We start from the raw sequence: 14,319 nt of genomic DNA on the forward strand, positions 1-14,319 counted from the left end.
CCGCCGGGCGGTCCCCTGCGGGAGGAGGGCGGGCGACCCGCCCGAGCTCAGGGCACCTCGCCCCGGCTCCGGGCGTTCACGTGGGCCGTGGCCGCGCTCAGCCGCTCCGCCGAGGTGGCCTCGCGCACCCCGTCGGGCTCGACGTCCCACTCCCGGCCGCCGCCGAGCGGCCGGACCTGGATGTAGGGCCCCTCGTGCCCCATGACGCGCGCGACCCGTCCGGTGCGGATCTCGACGACGTACGCCCCGATGGGCAGGGTCATGACCGGTCCTCCTCCCCCGGCAGTACAGCGGCGGCGAGGAGCCGGGCCGTTTCCACCGTGCAGCATCCCAATTCCACGAGCGGCCTCGGGGGCTCGGCGGCGAGCGTGACGACGTCGAGCCCGAGCGAGGGGAGGGTGATTCCCGCCCGCGCCAGCGCCTCGCGCAATTCCGTCACGGCCTCTTGTGCCACGCGTACCGTCCCCGTGGTCGATCGTTTGATGTCTTCCTTCACCAACGTATGCCTTTCTGAATCCATTTCCGGCTTCCCCACTCCAGGGTGGCGCCCCATCCGTAGAATCGACAGACGCGCAGGCCATACAACTGCGAGGTCGGGGTGGGGAGTTAATCCATGGCCAGAGGCAAGCAGCAGGACGCGTGGGTCTTCTTCGGGGAGCTCCTGAAGGAACGCCGGGAGGCGGCGGGGCTCTCCCAGGAGGAACTGGGCAGACGGGTGTTCGTATCCGGGGCCTACATCGGACTGTTCGAGCAGGGAATTCGAAAGCCGCAGAAGGATGTGGCCCGGCGAATCGACGAAGTCCTACAAACCGGCGGTATTTTCGAACGAACGTGGCGCAAACTCATCGACAAGTCGCCGTACGCCTCCTATTTCACGGAGGTCGCGGAGCTGGAGGCGGTGGCGACGAAGCTGTGTGAGTTCGCTCCGACGGTGGTGCCGGGGCTGCTCCAGACGGCGGAGTACGCGCGGGCGGTGACCGTGGCGACACATCCGTTCGCCTCGGAGGAGTTCATCGCGGAGAAGGTTGGTCCCCGGATGGAGCGTGCGGCCATCCTCCGGGACGTCACAACAAGGCCCGAGTATTGGGTCATCCTGCACGAAAACGCTGTGCGCACCCCTGTAGGGGGCCACGCGGCCATGGCCGCGCAGCTGGACCACATCGCGGCATTGATCCGGCAGCGATGGGTGTTGCTCACCGTGCTCCCCCGGGAGGTGGGCGCACATGCCGCCATGGAGGGGTCGCTGCGACTCATGGAGTTCGAGGACCAGCCGCCAACGGCCTATACGGAGACCGCGTTTTCAGGGACCCTTCTCGACGATCCGGCGGTGGTGAAGCAGGCTCAGCGCACCTACGATCTGCTCAGGGTCGCCGCATTGTCGCCGGAGGCGTCCCTCGCACTGATCGAGTCGGCGGCGGAGGACTTCAGACGATGCGCCAGTACGACCTGAGCAACGCCAAGTGGTTCAAGAGCAGCTACAGCAACGGGTCGGGCGGCGACTGCGTCGAGGTCTCGTACGACTTCGCCGGCGCCGCGTGGCGCAAGAGCTCGTACAGCAACGGCGATGGCGGCAACTGCCTCGAAGTCCTGGACGACCTCCCCGGTGTCGTGCCCGTCCGCGACAGCAAGAACCCCACCGGTCCCGTCCTCGTCGTCCCCGCCGCCGCCTGGGCCGTCTTCGTCGCGGGCGTCAAGGAATGACGACCTCCCCCTCCCTCCTCCTGCGGGGCGGCGCCGGCTCCGTCCTCCGGTTCGAGGGGGGCGGGCCGGTCACCCTCCGCCGGACGGACAAGGAGCACCGCATACCCCTCGCGGCGATCCAGCTCGTCCACGCGGAGGGCCGGTCCGTGTCGATCGTCCTGACGGCGCCCGAGGGAACCGAGCCGAGGATCTACCGGGTCACGGACGTGAGCGAGGCCGCCGCCCTCGCCTTCGCCGACGCCGTGACCGCCGCGCTGCCGGCGGAGCCCGCGCCCGACGGCGCCGCGCTCGTCACCACCTTCGCCCTCGCCGACCCGCCGACCCGCGCCACCCGGAACTGGATCGTGGGAGGCGTCGTCGCGGCGGTGATCGTCGCGGTGGACGTGTTCATCGCGCTGAGGGCTCCGAAGGGCGAGTACGCCTTCGGCTTCTTGATGGCCCTCGTCTTGGGCGGCATCGGCGCTTTCATGGTCCATGTCGTGGGCGGGGAGACGTACCGCCAGTGGCACCTGCCGAGGCACGGCATCACGGTGATGGGCGAGTTCAGCCACTACACGAACAACCGGAAGGTGTACCGGTTCACGGACGCCACGGGCGGCCGGCACACGTACACGACGACCTCGGGTCCCGGCCGGATCGAGCTGGCCTACGACCCGCGCGACCCGCGGCGGGTCGTCCACCCGGCCGGGCCGTACGAGCGGATCGCGATCGCGTTCGTCACCCTCCTGGGGTGCGGGATCGCCGGCGGCAGCCTCTACGCCCTCGGGGCCATCCTGTTCGTGACGGTGAAGGGCTGACGCCGGAAGGCACCCGCCCCTACGATCACCGGCATGTCGATCATCGCGTCCCTGCCCATCCTCGGCGGCCGTGACGGTGTCGTCCTGAGCGCCCTCGAGCGCGGGCTGGTGCTGGACCGCCCCCGCGAGGAGCTGACGATGCCCGGCGAGGCCGTCGCCCGCGTGTGGACCGAGGGGCGGACCATAGCCGTGGAGCTGCGGGCGCGCACGGGCGCCGAGCCGGTCGTGCACCGGGTCGAGGACGTGGACGAGGCCGCCGCGGCGGCCTTCGCCGCCGGGGTGAACGCCCTGCGACTCGAACCGGCGGAGGAGATCGACGGCGCCGCGCTCGTCATCGTGCGGACGCGGCGGACACGCTGGCGCGAGCGGTACGTGCGCCGGATGAAGCGGTTCGTCCTTGCCTGCGTCGGGGCGGTCGTGGGCGTGAGCGTGCTCGCCGGGCTGCTCGGTGACGCCGGGCGGGCCATCGCGGTCGTCCCCGTCGGGTTCCTCACGACGGCGGCCCTCGGCTTCGGGGTGTACGAGGTCGGGAAGTGGCTGCACGTGCGGCGCATCCGCAAGCACGGCACCAGGGTCTTCGCCCGGCCCGCGAACGTGCCGGGGGCGTACCTCTACGTGGACGCCCAGAACGTGACCCGGGTCGCCTTCCCCGACGCCTACGGCCCGTACGCCGAGGTGTGCTACGACCCGGAGGAGCCGGCGGAGGTCCATCCGGTGCGGCCGTCGTTCAGCCAGCGCTTCAACACGTTCATGGGGTGGTTCCTCCTCTTCCTCGGTCTCGACGGCCTGGCCCTGGTGGGATTCATCCTGTCCATACCCTTTGAGTAGCCATAAGCCTGACTTATGAGGCCATAGACCGGGGGCGGGTACCGGTCCCACCGATGAGTTATTTAGGGTGACCTAAGTGTCGGCGGCTTCGCCGTCACGTCGTTTGCGAAGGGAACCCAGTCATGCCCCGCCCCCTCCGGGTCGCGATCGTCGGCGCCGGCCCCGCCGGAATCTACGCCGCCGATGCGCTGCTGAAGTCCGAGGCCGCCACCGAGCCGGGCGTGTCCATCGACATCTTCGAGCGGATGCCCGCCCCCTTCGGCCTCATCCGCTACGGCGTCGCCCCCGACCACCCGCGCATCAAGGGCATCATCACCGCCCTCCACCAGGTCCTCGACAAGCCGCAGGTCCGCCTCTTCGGCAACGTCGACTACGGCACCGACGTGCACCTGGACGACCTGCGCGCCTTCTACGACGCCGTGGTCTTCTCGACCGGCGCCATGGCGGACCGCGAGCTGAAGATCCCCGGCGTGGAGCTCGACGGTTCCCTCGGCGCCGCCGACTTCGCCTCCTGGTACGACGGCCACCCGGACGTCCCGCGCACCTGGGACCTGTCGGCCGAGAAGGTCGCCGTGCTCGGCGTCGGCAACGTGGCCCTGGACATCGCCCGCATCCTCGCGAAGACGGCGGACGAGCTGCTGCCGACCGAGATCCCGCCGAACGTCTACGAGGGCCTGAAGGCCAACAAGGCCGTGGAGATCCACGTCTTCGGCCGCCGGGGCCCGGCCCAGGCCAAGTTCAGCCCGATGGAGCTGCGCGAACTGGACCACTCGCCGAACATCGAGGTCATCGTCAACCCCGAGGACATCGACTACGACGAGGGCTCCATCGCGGAGCGGCGCAAGAACAAGCAGACCGACATGGTCGCGAAGACCCTGGAGAACTGGGCGATCCGCGACATCGGCGACCGCCCGCACAAGCTGTTCCTGCACTTCTTCGAGTCGCCGGTGGAGATCCTCGGCGAGGACGGGAAGGTGGTCGGCCTCCGCACCGAGCGCACCGAGCTGGACGGCACCGGCAACGTCAAGGGCACCGGGCGGACCACCGACTGGGACGTGCAGGCCGTCTACCGCGCGGTCGGCTACCTCTCCGACGAGCTGCCGAAGCTGCCCTGGGACACCGTCAGCGGCACCGTCCCGGACCAGGGCGGCCGGGTCATGGAGGGCGACGCGCCGATGCCCTCCACGTACGTCACCGGCTGGATCCGGCGCGGGCCCGTCGGCCTCATCGGTCACACCAAGGGCGACGCCAACGAGACGGTCGCGAACCTGCTCGACGACTTCGCGCACGGCCGGCTGCTGACCCCCGAGGCTCCGGAGCCGGAGGCCGTCGTGACCTTCCTGGAGGGCAAGGGCCTCACGTACACGACGTGGGAGGGCTGGTACGCCCTCGACGCCGCCGAGAAGGCGCTCGGCGAGCCGGAGGGCCGCGAGCGCGTGAAGATCGTCGAGCGCGAGGACATGCTGCGCGCGAGCGGCGCCATCGGCTGACGCCCGAACGCCACCTGATCGCCCCGCCCGGAACCGTCCGGCACGCCCCGCCCCTGGGCCGTGCCGGGCGGTTCCGGCGTTCCGGCGCGTGTGCCGGGGCCTGCGCCCTCCGGGTGCCTCCGCCGGGCCGCACACCGCGCCGCCCGGCCGGGCGGCGGGCCCGCGGCTACGCTGGAAGGCCCGGAAGAGGTGAGGCCATGTCCGCACCCACGACGGACCCGGTCGCGCGGGCCCGGGACGCGGTGGCCCGGGAGTCCTGGGCCGAGGCGTACGCGCTGCTGCACGCGCACGACGCGCACCCCACCCGGGCGGTGGCCGCCCGGGACCTGTCCGCGCTGGCGGAGGCGGCCTGGTGGGCGGGGCACGTGGAGGAGTCCGTCGCGGCCCGCCTGCGGGCGCACGCGGCCCACGTGGCGGCGGGCGACCACCGGGGCGCCGGCCTGGAGGCCTGGTGGCTCCACCACACCTACGCCGGTCTGGACCGGCCCGCCGCGGCGGCCGGCTGGCTGCGCCGGGCCCGGCACCACCTCGACGACCTGCCGCCCTGCCCCGAGCAGTGCTTCCTCGCCTGGACGGACGCCGAGCGGGCCGCCGCCCACGGCGACGCCGTCACGGCCCTGACGGCGAGCCACCTCATGACGGCGCTCGCCGCCTGTTCCGGCAGCCCCGACCTGATCGCCCTCGCCCGTCAGACCGCCGCCTCGGTCCTCCTCGCGCAGGGCCGCCGCGCCGAGGGCCTCGCCCTCCTGGACGAGGTGGTCCGCGCGGCCACCGGCGGCGCGCTGAGCGGCCGGTTCACCGGGCTGCTCCTCTCCCTGGCCCTCACCCGCTGCCTGCGGGCGGCCGACCTGCCCCGCGCGGTCGCGTGGACCGACGCGGCGACGGCCTGGGCCGCCGCGCCCTGGACGGGCCGTCCCACCGGGGCCCCGCTCGCCGCCCCTTCCTGCGAGAACCCGTTCCGCGGGGTGTTCCGGGCCCGGCGGGCCGAGGTGCTCGACCTGCTCGGCGCCTGGACGCGCGCCGAGTCCGAGGCCCGGCAGGCCTGCCACGAGATCCCCGCGGACCAGCCGGAGGCGGCCGCCGCCGCGTACCGCACGGCCGGGGACCTCCAGCGGCGGCAGGGGCGCCTGGCCGAGGCCGCCCTCTCCTACGCCCGCGTCCACGACCTGGACCGCCTGCCGCAGCCCGGCCTGGCGCTGCTGCGCCTCGCCCAGGGCCGGCCGGACGCGGCGGTCGCCGGCCTGGACCTCGCCCTGACCCACCAGGACGACCCCCGCCGTGACCTCCTGGGCCGCTCCCGCCTGCTCGCCGCCCGTACCGAGGCGGGCCTCGCCGCAGGGGACGTACGGGGCGCGGCCCGCGCGGCGGCGGCCCTGCACACCCTCGCCGGAGACGCCCCCCTCCCCCGCGCCCTGGCCGGCACCGCGTACGGCGCGGTGTGCCTGGCCAGTACGGCCTCCGGGACCACCGCGGAGGCCGTCACCGTCCTCCGGCGGGCGCGCGACGCGTGGCTGGCCCTCGGCATCCCCTACGAGGCCGCCCGGACCCGCACCCTGCTCGCGGCGGCGCACCGGGCGGCCGGCGACACGGACGCGGCCCGGCGCGAACTGACCTCGGCCCGGGCCACCTTCCACCACCTCGGCGCCCTCCCCGACGCCCACCGCGCGGCCACCCTGCTCCGGTCCCCGCGCACCCGTCCTCCGGGCGGAGCCCCCTCCGGCTGACCGGCCGGTTCACCGCGCGAGGCAACTTCGGGGCCCGATCCCCCGTCTGGCAGTCCGTACCCCTCACCCCTGGAACGGAGCCTGCCGGTGCTCATAGGACTGCTGACCGCCATCGCCGCCTCGATCTGTTACGGCACGGGCTCCGTCCTGCAGGCCGTCGGGTCGCGCAGGTCCGCGCGGCGGGAGGCGGCGTCCGGGGGGCTCACGGAGCGGGGCGGGCCGAGCCTCGCCTCCACCGCGAAGGCGGCGACGACCTGGGAGTTCGTCGTGGGCACGGTTCTGGACTTCATCGGCTTCGGGCTTGGGGCGCTCGCGGCCCGGATGCTGCCGCTGTTCCTGTCCCAGACGGTGATCAGCGCGAACCTGGTCGTCACGGCGGTCCTGAGCGTCCGGCTGCTGGGGATCCGGCTCACCCGCGCGGAATGGACGTCGATCGGCGTGGTCTGTTCCGCGCTGGTGCTCCTCGCGAGCGCGGCGGGCGCGGAGGGCGACGGGCACACCCCGGTCGCGACGCACTGGTGGCTGCTCGCCGTCTCGCTGCTCCTGATGGCGGGCGGCACGGTGCTCGTACGGCTGCTGGGGGCGCGGGCCGCGATCCTGGCCGGTCTGCTCTCCGGCCTCGGCTTCGGCGCGCTGGGCGTGGGGGTGCGGATCCTGGGCGGCGTCGACCCCTTCGACCTCGGCACGCTGCTCGCGGACCCGGCGCTCTACGCGATCCTCGTCGCCGGGATCGGCGGCATGTACCTGCACACCGTCGCGCTGCAGATCGGCTCGGTGAACGGGGCGACGGCGGCGCTGGTGGTCGGCGAGACGGTGCTGCCCGGCATGGTCGGCGTCTGGTGGCTGGGCGACGCCTCCCGCCCGGGTCTCGCCTGGCTCGCCGTCCTCGGCTTCGTGCTCGCGGTCGTCGGCGCGGTGGCGGTGGCGTGGTTCGGCGCGCCGGAGGGACAGGAGCCGGAGGCCGGGGACGCCGGGGAGGCCCCGGCGCCGGACGTGGAGCCGGCGGCCGGTGCTCCCGCTCTGCGCTGAAGCGGCCGTTACGGAACCGTGCGGGCCGTGCTGAGGAGGCGGGCGGTGTCGGCCGGGTCCAGGGCGAGGGCGTCGCCCACGGTGCCGAGGACCTCCGTCTCGGCGGGGGTGTAGGGGCCGTCGGCCAGCGCGATCCGGGCCGCCTGGACCAGGATCGACTCGCGGCCCGAGGGCAGGAGGTGCGGGGTGAGCGGGTCGATGGCCTCGTGGATCTCGATCGCGAGCAGCGTGCCCTCGGGGTTCACCTGGGGCATGAAACGGCCGGTGTCGGCCTCCAGAGCCTCGACCAGGTCGACCAGCTGGACGGCCGTGCAGTCCACGTAGCCGGCCGCGCGGACCGCGTACACCGCCCGGTACAGGACCTCGCGGGAGTCGGTGCCGCCGGCCGAGAGGACGGCGAGGGCCACGGTGTGCACGGCGTCGCGCAGCATCCCGGAGAACCGGCTCGTCGTCGGCCGGTCGAGCACCTCCGTACCGAAGTGCGTCTGACAGGAGGCGCACTCGATCACGGGGCCGGTACAGCCGCGGGGCAGGACCGGGACGCCCAGGACGGCGAACCTGCGGCGGCCGGTGCGGCGCCGGTAGTTGCGGTCGCCTCCGCACTCCTCGCAGAAGAACTCACCGTCTCCGACGGTGTTCCAGGAGGTCCGGATCCCGCACACGGTCACCTTCCCACCACGTGAATTCCGGGCAGACCGCACACGCACCTCCTCAACGGCCCGGCTGCACTGCCGGCGTTGGCGTGATGTTAGCCACATCCTCGATCCGCCGTCAGCACCTCGTCAGCACTTCGCCCGGGAGATGGCCGAGACACGTCACCGCTTCCCGGGGTCCCGCGAGGGCGCTCCGGGCGCGCCCGCAAGGCCCTGTCCGGCGGGAACGGGGTCCGGGAGAGGCCGTGCGGCACCCGGCCCGGTGGCCGGAGCCGTGAGCATGAGATCACCCTCCGGAGTGGCCGGACCGGCTCGGGGACACCGCCGCCCCGCCCCCTGCGGGAAGGGACGGGGCGGCGGGCGGGCGGGGCCGGGTCAGCGGGCGGAGCGGTTGACCGCCGAGATGACCGCCTTCAAGGAGGCGCGGGTGGTGTTGGCGTCGATGCCGATGCCCCACAGCACCTTGCCGTCGATGGCGCACTCGATGTAGGAGGCGGCCTGCGCGGAGGCGCCCTCGCTCATCGTGTGCTCCTGGTAGTCCAGCAGGCGGGCGTCCACGCCGATGGACTGCAGGGCGGCGAAGAAGGCCGAGATCGGGCCGTTGCCGGAGCCGGTCAGGACGGTGTCGACGCCGTCGACGACCGCCTCGACGGTCAGCGTGTCCGTGCCGTCCGTGTCGGAGGTGGTCTGGCCGGAGCGCAGCTGGATGCGGCCCCAGGGGTTCTGCGGGTTGGGCAGGTACTCGTCCTGGAAGACGGACCAGATCGCGGCCGGCGTGACCTCGCCGCCCTCGGTGTCCGTCTTCTGCTGGATGATCTTCGAGAACTCGATCTGCATCCGGCGGGGCAGGTCCAGCTTGTGGTCGTTCTTCAGGACGTACGCGATGCCGCCCTTGCCGGACTGGGAGTTGACCCGGATGACGGCCTCGTAGGAGCGGCCCACGTCCTTGGGGTCGATCGGCAGGTAGGGGACGGCCCACTCGATCTCGTCGACGGTCCTGCCCTGGGCGGCCGCGTCGGCCTCCATGGCGTCGAAGCCCTTCTTGATGGCGTCCTGGTGGGAGCCGGAGAAGGCGGTGTAGACCAGGTCGCCCGCGTAGGGGTGGCGCGGGTGGACCTCCATCTGGTTGCAGTACTCGGAGGTCCGGCGGACCTCGTCGATCTGCGAGAAGTCGATCTGCGGGTCGACGCCCTGGCTGAACAGGTTCATGCCCAGGGTGACCAGGTCGACGTTGCCGGTGCGCTCGCCCTGCCCGAACAGGCAGCCCTCCACGCGGTCGGCGCCGGCCATCAGCGCCAGCTCGGCCGCCGCCACGGCCGTACCGCGGTCGTTGTGCGGGTGGACGGACAGGCAGACGTACTGGCGGCGGGTCAGGTTCCGGGACATCCACTCGAAGCGGTCCGCGTGGGTGGAGGGCGTCGAACGCTCCACGGTGGCGGGCAGGTTCAGGATGATCTCGCGGCCGGGGCCGGGCTGCCAGACGTCGCAGACCGCCTCGCAGACCTCCAGGGCGAAGTCCAGCTCGGTGTCGGTGAAGATCTCCGGGCTGTACTGGTAGCCGAAGGTGGTCTCCGGGCCCAGCAGCTTCTCCGCGTACTCCATGACCAGGCGGGTGCCGTCGACGGCGATCTGCTTGATCTGCTCCTTCGAGCCGCGGAAGACGACCCGGCGGAAGGTGGGCGCGGTGGCGTTGTACAGGTGGACGGTGGCGCGCTTCGCGCCGACCAGGGACTCCACGGTCCGCTCGATCAGGTCCTCGCGGGCCTGCGTCAGGACGGAGATGGTGACGTCGTCCGGGATCGCGCCCTCTTCGATGATGGAGCGTACGAACGCGAAGTCGGTCTCGCCGGAGGAGGGGAAGCCGACCTCGATCTCCTTGTAGCCCATGCGGACCAGCAGGTCGAACATCTCGCGCTTGCGGGCGGGCGACATCGGGTCGATCAGGGCCTGGTTGCCGTCACGCAGGTCGGTCGACAGCCAGCGGGGCGCCTTGGTGATGCGGCGGTCGGGCCAGCTGCGGTCGGGGATCTCGACGGCCTCGTACGGGCGGTACTTGTGGATCGGCATCCCGGACGGCTTCTGCAGGTGCGTCGCGTTGGTGACGGGCGTCGGGCGGTCGACGAACGGAGACTGCGACTGGTGCGGGGACATTGCGTAGGGCTCCTCGGGGGTCCTGCGGGAGGGACGGCCGACTGTCGAAACGCAACACCGAAACCCGCGGGGAGGGGGTCGGCCTACGACTACAGGCCCTCGCCGCGGCAGCTAAGGAGAAGCAGCCCGAAACGCATGATGTGCGTCACCATAGCCCAGGAGCGTCGGAGGCGGACGTCCCGTTTCAGTATGCGGGACGGGTCCGGCGTCAAGACGGAAACGTGACTCATCACTCCATTTCGCCAATCCTGGTCACTTCTCGTGACAGCGGGCTCACGCGGTGCCACATTGCGGACATGACACCGCACACGCCCGTCTTCTGCACGATCGTTCCTCCCCACCTCCTGGAACATCTGGCCCGCTCCTCCGACGCCGCCGTCGCCGCCAAGGCCCGCCGCACCCTCGCGGCGGACGCCGCGGCCCGTACCTTCCGCGCCCGGCAGCAGCCGTCCCCCGCCCCCGCGCGGGGGGACGGCGGTGCGGCCGAGGCCCGGCCGCACCGCACGATCCACGACTGCGGGGGCGGCACCGACCTGCCGGGCAGGCAGGTCCGCGAGGAAGGACAGGCGGCGACCGGCGACGCCACCGTCAACCGGGCCTACGCCGGCCTCGGCGCCACCTTCGAACTCTTCCACGGCGTGTACGGACGGAACTCGATCGACGGCGCGGGCCTGCCACTGATCGCCTCCGTCCACTACGACCGCGACTACGGCAACGCCTTCTGGAACGGCGAGCAGATGGTCTTCGGCGACGGGGACGGGGAGATCTTCCTCGACTTCACCCTGCCGGTGGACGTCATCGGGCACGAGCTCGCCCACGGCTTCACCCAGTACACGGCGAACCTGGAGTACTTCGGCCAGTCCGGGGCGCTCAACGAGTCCGTCTCCGACGTCTTCGGCTCGCTCGTGAAGCAGTACACGCTCGGGCAGAGCGTCGAGCAGGCCGACTGGCTGATCGGCGAGGGCCTCTTCCACCCGAACGTGGAGGGCAAGGCGCTGCGGTCGATGAAGGCCCCCGGCACGGCGTACGACGACGACGTGCTCGGCAAGGACCCGCAGCCGGCCCACATGGACGACTACGTGCGCACGAGCCGGGACAACGGCGGCGTGCACATCAACTCGGGCATCCCCAACCGCGCCTTCCACCTCGCGGCGACCGAGCTGGGCGGCAACGCCTGGGAGCGGGCCGGGCAGATCTGGTACGACGTGATGACGGGCGGGACGCTCACGCCGGAGACCCGGTTCGCGGAGTTCGCCGCGGCCACGGTGGCGGCGGCGAAGGCGCGGTACGGCGACGGCGCGGAGATCCAGGCCGTCCTGAAGGCCTGGTCCGCGGTGGGGGTGCCGACCGACTGACCGGCTGATAGACAGGGCCCATGCGGATTCGAGTGCGGCGCACGGGTGGTTTCGCGGGCATCGAGCGGTCGGCCGAGGTGGACACCACCGGCCGGCCGGACGCCGGGGAATGGCGCTCCCTGGCGACGGCCGTGATCGACGAGGGCGGCGAACCGGGCGGCCGGGGCGTACCTGACGGCTTCACGTACGAGATCGTCATCGACGGCCTGACGGTCCACTGCGCGGACCCGGACCTGTCGGAGGCGCAGCGGGCCCTGGTGTCGAGGGTTCTGAAGGAAGGCGCCTAGGGCGTGCCGGCCGCCGGGCCCGGGGTCGGGTTCCGGCGGCCGGCACGCCCTCGGCGGTCAGAAGCCGAGGCGGCGGAGCTGCTTGGGGTCGCGCTGCCAGTCCTTGGCGACCTTCACGTGGAGGTCCAGGAAGACCGGGGTGCCGAGCAGCGCCTCGATGTGCTTGCGGGACTTCATCCCGACCTCCTTCAGGCGGCTGCCCTTGGGGCCGATGATGATGCCCTTCTGGCTGGGGCGCTCGATGTACACGTTGGCGTGGATGTCGAGCAGCGGCTTGTCCGCCGGGCGGTTCTCGCGCGGGATCATCTCCTCGACCACCACCGCGATCGAGTGCGGCAGTTCGTCCCGTACGCCTTCGAGCGCGGCCTCGCGGATCAGCTCCGCGACCATGACCTGCTCCGGCTCGTCGGTGAGATCGCCCTCCGGGTAGAGCGGCGGGGACTCCGGCAGGAGCGGGATGAGCAGGTCGGCGACGAGCTGGACCTGCTTGTTGCCGACGGCCGAGACGGGCACGATCTGGGCCCACTCGATGCCCAGCTCCTTGCCGAGCTGGTCGATGGCGATGAGCTGCTCGGCGAGCGTCTTGGAGTCGACCAGGTCGGTCTTGGTGACGATGGCGACCTTGGGGGTCTTCCGGATCTCCGCGAGTTCCTTGGCGATGAACCGGTCACCGGGGCCGAGCTTCTGGTCGGCGGGCAGGCAGAAGCCGATCACGTCGACCTCGGCCCAGGTGGTGCGGACGATGTCGTTGAGACGCTCGCCGAGGAGGGTGCGCGGCTTGTGGAGGCCGGGGGTGTCGACCAGGATCAGCTGCGCGTCCTCGCGGTGCACGATGCCGCGGACGGTGTGCCGGGTGGTCTGCGGCCGGTTCGAGGTGATGGCCACCTTCTGGCCGACCAGAGCGTTCGTGAGGGTGGACTTGCCCGCGTTGGGGCGGCCGACGAAGCAGGCGAAGCCGGCCCGGTGGACGGCTTCGGTTTCTTGGTTGCGAGCGCTCATGGGGGCCATTGTCCCCGATGAGCGCCCCCCTCACGTACTCGGTGCGCCGGGGCGGGCCCGCGCGGCCGGATCCGGAGGGCGGCGGGGACCGGCGCGGAGCCGTACCGCCGCCCCGGCCGCTCCCCCGCCCGTCGCTCTCAGCCGGCGGTGACCGCCGCGCGCAGCTGCCCGTCCGGACCCGCGAGGAACACCGGGGTCTGCGGCCCACCGAGGTCCCGGACGGCCGCGCGGTCCGCGTCGGAAGCGGCCTCGGCGGTCGAGACGACGGCAGCCGCCTCCAGCGACTCGGCACCGCTGGCGACGGCCATCGCGACCGCGGTCTGCAGCGCGCTCAGCCTGAGCGACTCCAGCTCGACGGTGCCCGCCACGTACGTGCGGCCGGTCTCGTCCCGCACCGCCGCACCCTCGGCCACGCCGTTGCGGGCGCGGGCGCTGCGGGCGAGGGTGATGATCTTCAGGTCCTCGGCGCCGAGGTCGCCGTGCTCCTTGCTGAGTGTCATGCCCCGAGCATAGGTCGGGGCACGGGGTCAGCTCGTGGCGCCCTTGACGAAGGTGCCGACGGCCAGCTTGGCGAAGCCGTCGAAGTCCTTGTGGCCGGAGGCATCGGCGGGCACGTGGGCGAAGCGGGTCAGGCCGGTGCCCTGCGAGGCGACCAGCATGTTGGACTCCAGGTCCACGCCGAGGGAGGCGATGTTCATCTTCAGCCGGAAGGCCTCCGCCTTCTCGGCGCCCTGCGGGGCGGTGAGCTTCTCCAGGGCGATGTTCATCTTCACGCCCTCCATCTCGGCGGTGAAGCCCTTGCAGCTGCCGAGCGCGGTGCCGAGGGAGGTGACGTAGTCGGCGGCGCCGGTGCCGGGGAAGGTCATGACCTGCTGGCTCAGCAGCGACTCGGAGTTGCCGCGCTCGTAGTCCACGTCGGCGCCCGTGGTGGCACCGGCGACCTCGTCCGCGAGGAGGGTCGCGACGGCCTCGCACTCCGGCTTGTCGGCCTTGTAGACGGTCTTGTCGTCCTCCGCCTTGCTGACCTTCCAGCCCGCGGGCAGGTCCTTGAGCTGGAGGGCGCCGGCCTTCATCTGTGCGGCGGTCAGAGGGGTGGCGGAGGGGGCGGCCTTGTCGCCGGAGCCCTTGCCCGCGTTGTCGCCCTTGTCGGCGGAACCGCCGCAGGCGGCGGTCAGGGAGAGCGCCGAGACGGCGAGAACCACGGTCAGGCCGCGGCGGATGCGAGTGCGCATGATGTGAACTGCCTCTTGAGGGTGGGGAGATGAGCGGAAGGCCGGGACGCCCGCACGCGGTGCACGACCGGCG

At 72.3% G+C, this 14,319-nt stretch carries 16 protein-coding genes; 9 read left to right on the plus strand and 7 right to left on the minus strand.

Annotated elements, in window-relative coordinates; genetic code table 11:
* Window positions 1-47: 47 nt before the first annotated feature.
* Window positions 48-263, minus strand: coding sequence for a hypothetical protein (locus tag ABTY40_RS01115; RefSeq protein ID WP_309054677.1), 216 nt, complete (start codon window positions 261-263; stop codon window positions 48-50).
* A complete protein-coding gene (locus tag ABTY40_RS01120; RefSeq protein WP_345283421.1) occupies window positions 260-496 on the minus strand; it encodes a hypothetical protein in 237 nt (78 codons plus the stop codon). Before ABTY40_RS01120 ends, ABTY40_RS01115 begins: the two co-directional genes overlap by 4 nt.
* Before the next feature lie 117 nt (window positions 497-613).
* Here ABTY40_RS01120 and ABTY40_RS01125 point away from each other — a divergent pair, with 117 nt between their 5' ends.
* The 7 genes from ABTY40_RS01125 (at window position 614) to ABTY40_RS01155 (ending at window position 7,569) form a co-directional block, all read left to right on the plus strand.
* Window positions 614-1,450 (plus strand): helix-turn-helix domain-containing protein, encoded by an 837-nt coding sequence (locus tag ABTY40_RS01125; RefSeq protein ID WP_352057590.1) that lies wholly within the window; start codon window positions 614-616, stop codon window positions 1,448-1,450.
* Window positions 1,432-1,701: a DUF397 domain-containing protein gene (locus tag ABTY40_RS01130; protein WP_352057591.1), complete on the plus strand. Its 270-nt coding sequence runs from the start codon at window positions 1,432-1,434 to the stop codon at window positions 1,699-1,701. The genes ABTY40_RS01125 and ABTY40_RS01130 overlap by 19 nt, the downstream gene beginning before the upstream one ends.
* Complete coding sequence (locus tag ABTY40_RS01135; protein ID WP_352057592.1) at window positions 1,698-2,498, plus strand: DUF3592 domain-containing protein; 801 nt, start codon at window positions 1,698-1,700, stop codon at window positions 2,496-2,498. The genes ABTY40_RS01130 and ABTY40_RS01135 overlap by 4 nt, the downstream gene beginning before the upstream one ends.
* Window positions 2,499-2,531: 33 nt before the next feature.
* Entirely contained in the window at window positions 2,532-3,326 is a 795-nt protein-coding gene (locus tag ABTY40_RS01140) for a hypothetical protein (RefSeq protein WP_352057593.1), read from the plus strand.
* 122 nt (window positions 3,327-3,448) lie between these two features.
* A complete protein-coding gene (locus ABTY40_RS01145; RefSeq protein WP_352057594.1) occupies window positions 3,449-4,816 on the plus strand; it encodes an FAD-dependent oxidoreductase in 1,368 nt (455 codons plus the stop codon).
* Window positions 4,817-5,013: 197 nt separating this feature from the next.
* A complete protein-coding gene (locus ABTY40_RS01150; protein ID WP_352057595.1) occupies window positions 5,014-6,540 on the plus strand; it encodes a LuxR family transcriptional regulator in 1,527 nt (508 codons plus the stop codon).
* A gap of 87 nt (window positions 6,541-6,627) precedes the next feature.
* A complete protein-coding gene (locus ABTY40_RS01155; RefSeq protein ID WP_352057596.1) occupies window positions 6,628-7,569 on the plus strand; it encodes a DMT family transporter in 942 nt (313 codons plus the stop codon).
* An 8-nt stretch (window positions 7,570-7,577) separates the two neighbouring features.
* Here ABTY40_RS01155 and ABTY40_RS01160 read toward each other — a convergent pair whose 3' ends face one another.
* Together ABTY40_RS01160 and leuA are read right to left on the minus strand one after the other, a co-directional pair.
* Complete coding sequence (locus ABTY40_RS01160; RefSeq protein ID WP_352057597.1) at window positions 7,578-8,270, minus strand: TerB family tellurite resistance protein; 693 nt, start codon at window positions 8,268-8,270, stop codon at window positions 7,578-7,580.
* A 327-nt stretch (window positions 8,271-8,597) separates the two neighbouring features.
* Window positions 8,598-10,373 (minus strand): 2-isopropylmalate synthase, encoded by a 1,776-nt coding sequence (leuA, locus tag ABTY40_RS01165; RefSeq protein ID WP_352057598.1) that lies wholly within the window; start codon window positions 10,371-10,373, stop codon window positions 8,598-8,600.
* A 296-nt stretch (window positions 10,374-10,669) separates the two neighbouring features.
* On the opposite strand from leuA, the gene ABTY40_RS01170 reads away from it, so the two are divergent.
* Window positions 10,670-11,728 carry a M4 family metallopeptidase gene (locus ABTY40_RS01170; RefSeq protein ID WP_352057599.1) on the plus strand — a complete coding sequence of 353 codons (1,059 nt, stop codon included), beginning with the start codon at window positions 10,670-10,672 and terminating at the stop codon, window positions 11,726-11,728.
* Window positions 11,729-11,748: 20 nt separating this feature from the next.
* Window positions 11,749-12,015, plus strand: coding sequence for a protealysin inhibitor emfourin (locus ABTY40_RS01175; protein WP_352057600.1), 267 nt, complete (start codon window positions 11,749-11,751; stop codon window positions 12,013-12,015).
* A gap of 57 nt (window positions 12,016-12,072) precedes the next feature.
* Here ABTY40_RS01175 and era read toward each other — a convergent pair whose 3' ends face one another.
* The 3 genes from era to ABTY40_RS01190 all read right to left on the minus strand — a co-directional run bounded on the left by era (window position 12,073) and on the right by ABTY40_RS01190 (window position 14,246).
* Complete coding sequence (gene era, locus ABTY40_RS01180; RefSeq protein ID WP_425578593.1) at window positions 12,073-13,023, minus strand: GTPase Era; 951 nt, start codon at window positions 13,021-13,023, stop codon at window positions 12,073-12,075.
* Between the two features lie 128 nt (window positions 13,024-13,151).
* Window positions 13,152-13,514: a cytidine deaminase-like protein gene (locus ABTY40_RS01185; protein WP_345283382.1), complete on the minus strand. Its 363-nt coding sequence runs from the start codon at window positions 13,512-13,514 to the stop codon at window positions 13,152-13,154.
* A gap of 27 nt (window positions 13,515-13,541) precedes the next feature.
* On the minus strand, window positions 13,542-14,246 hold the full coding sequence (locus ABTY40_RS01190) for a hypothetical protein (RefSeq protein ID WP_352057601.1): 705 nt from the start codon (window positions 14,244-14,246) through the stop codon (window positions 13,542-13,544).
* Window positions 14,247-14,319: the final 73 nt, after the last annotated feature.

This window comes from Streptomyces sp. NPDC126503, assembly GCF_040302405.1.
GTDB classification, from domain to species: Bacteria; Actinomycetota; Actinomycetes; order Streptomycetales; family Streptomycetaceae; genus Streptomyces; species Streptomyces gulbargensis.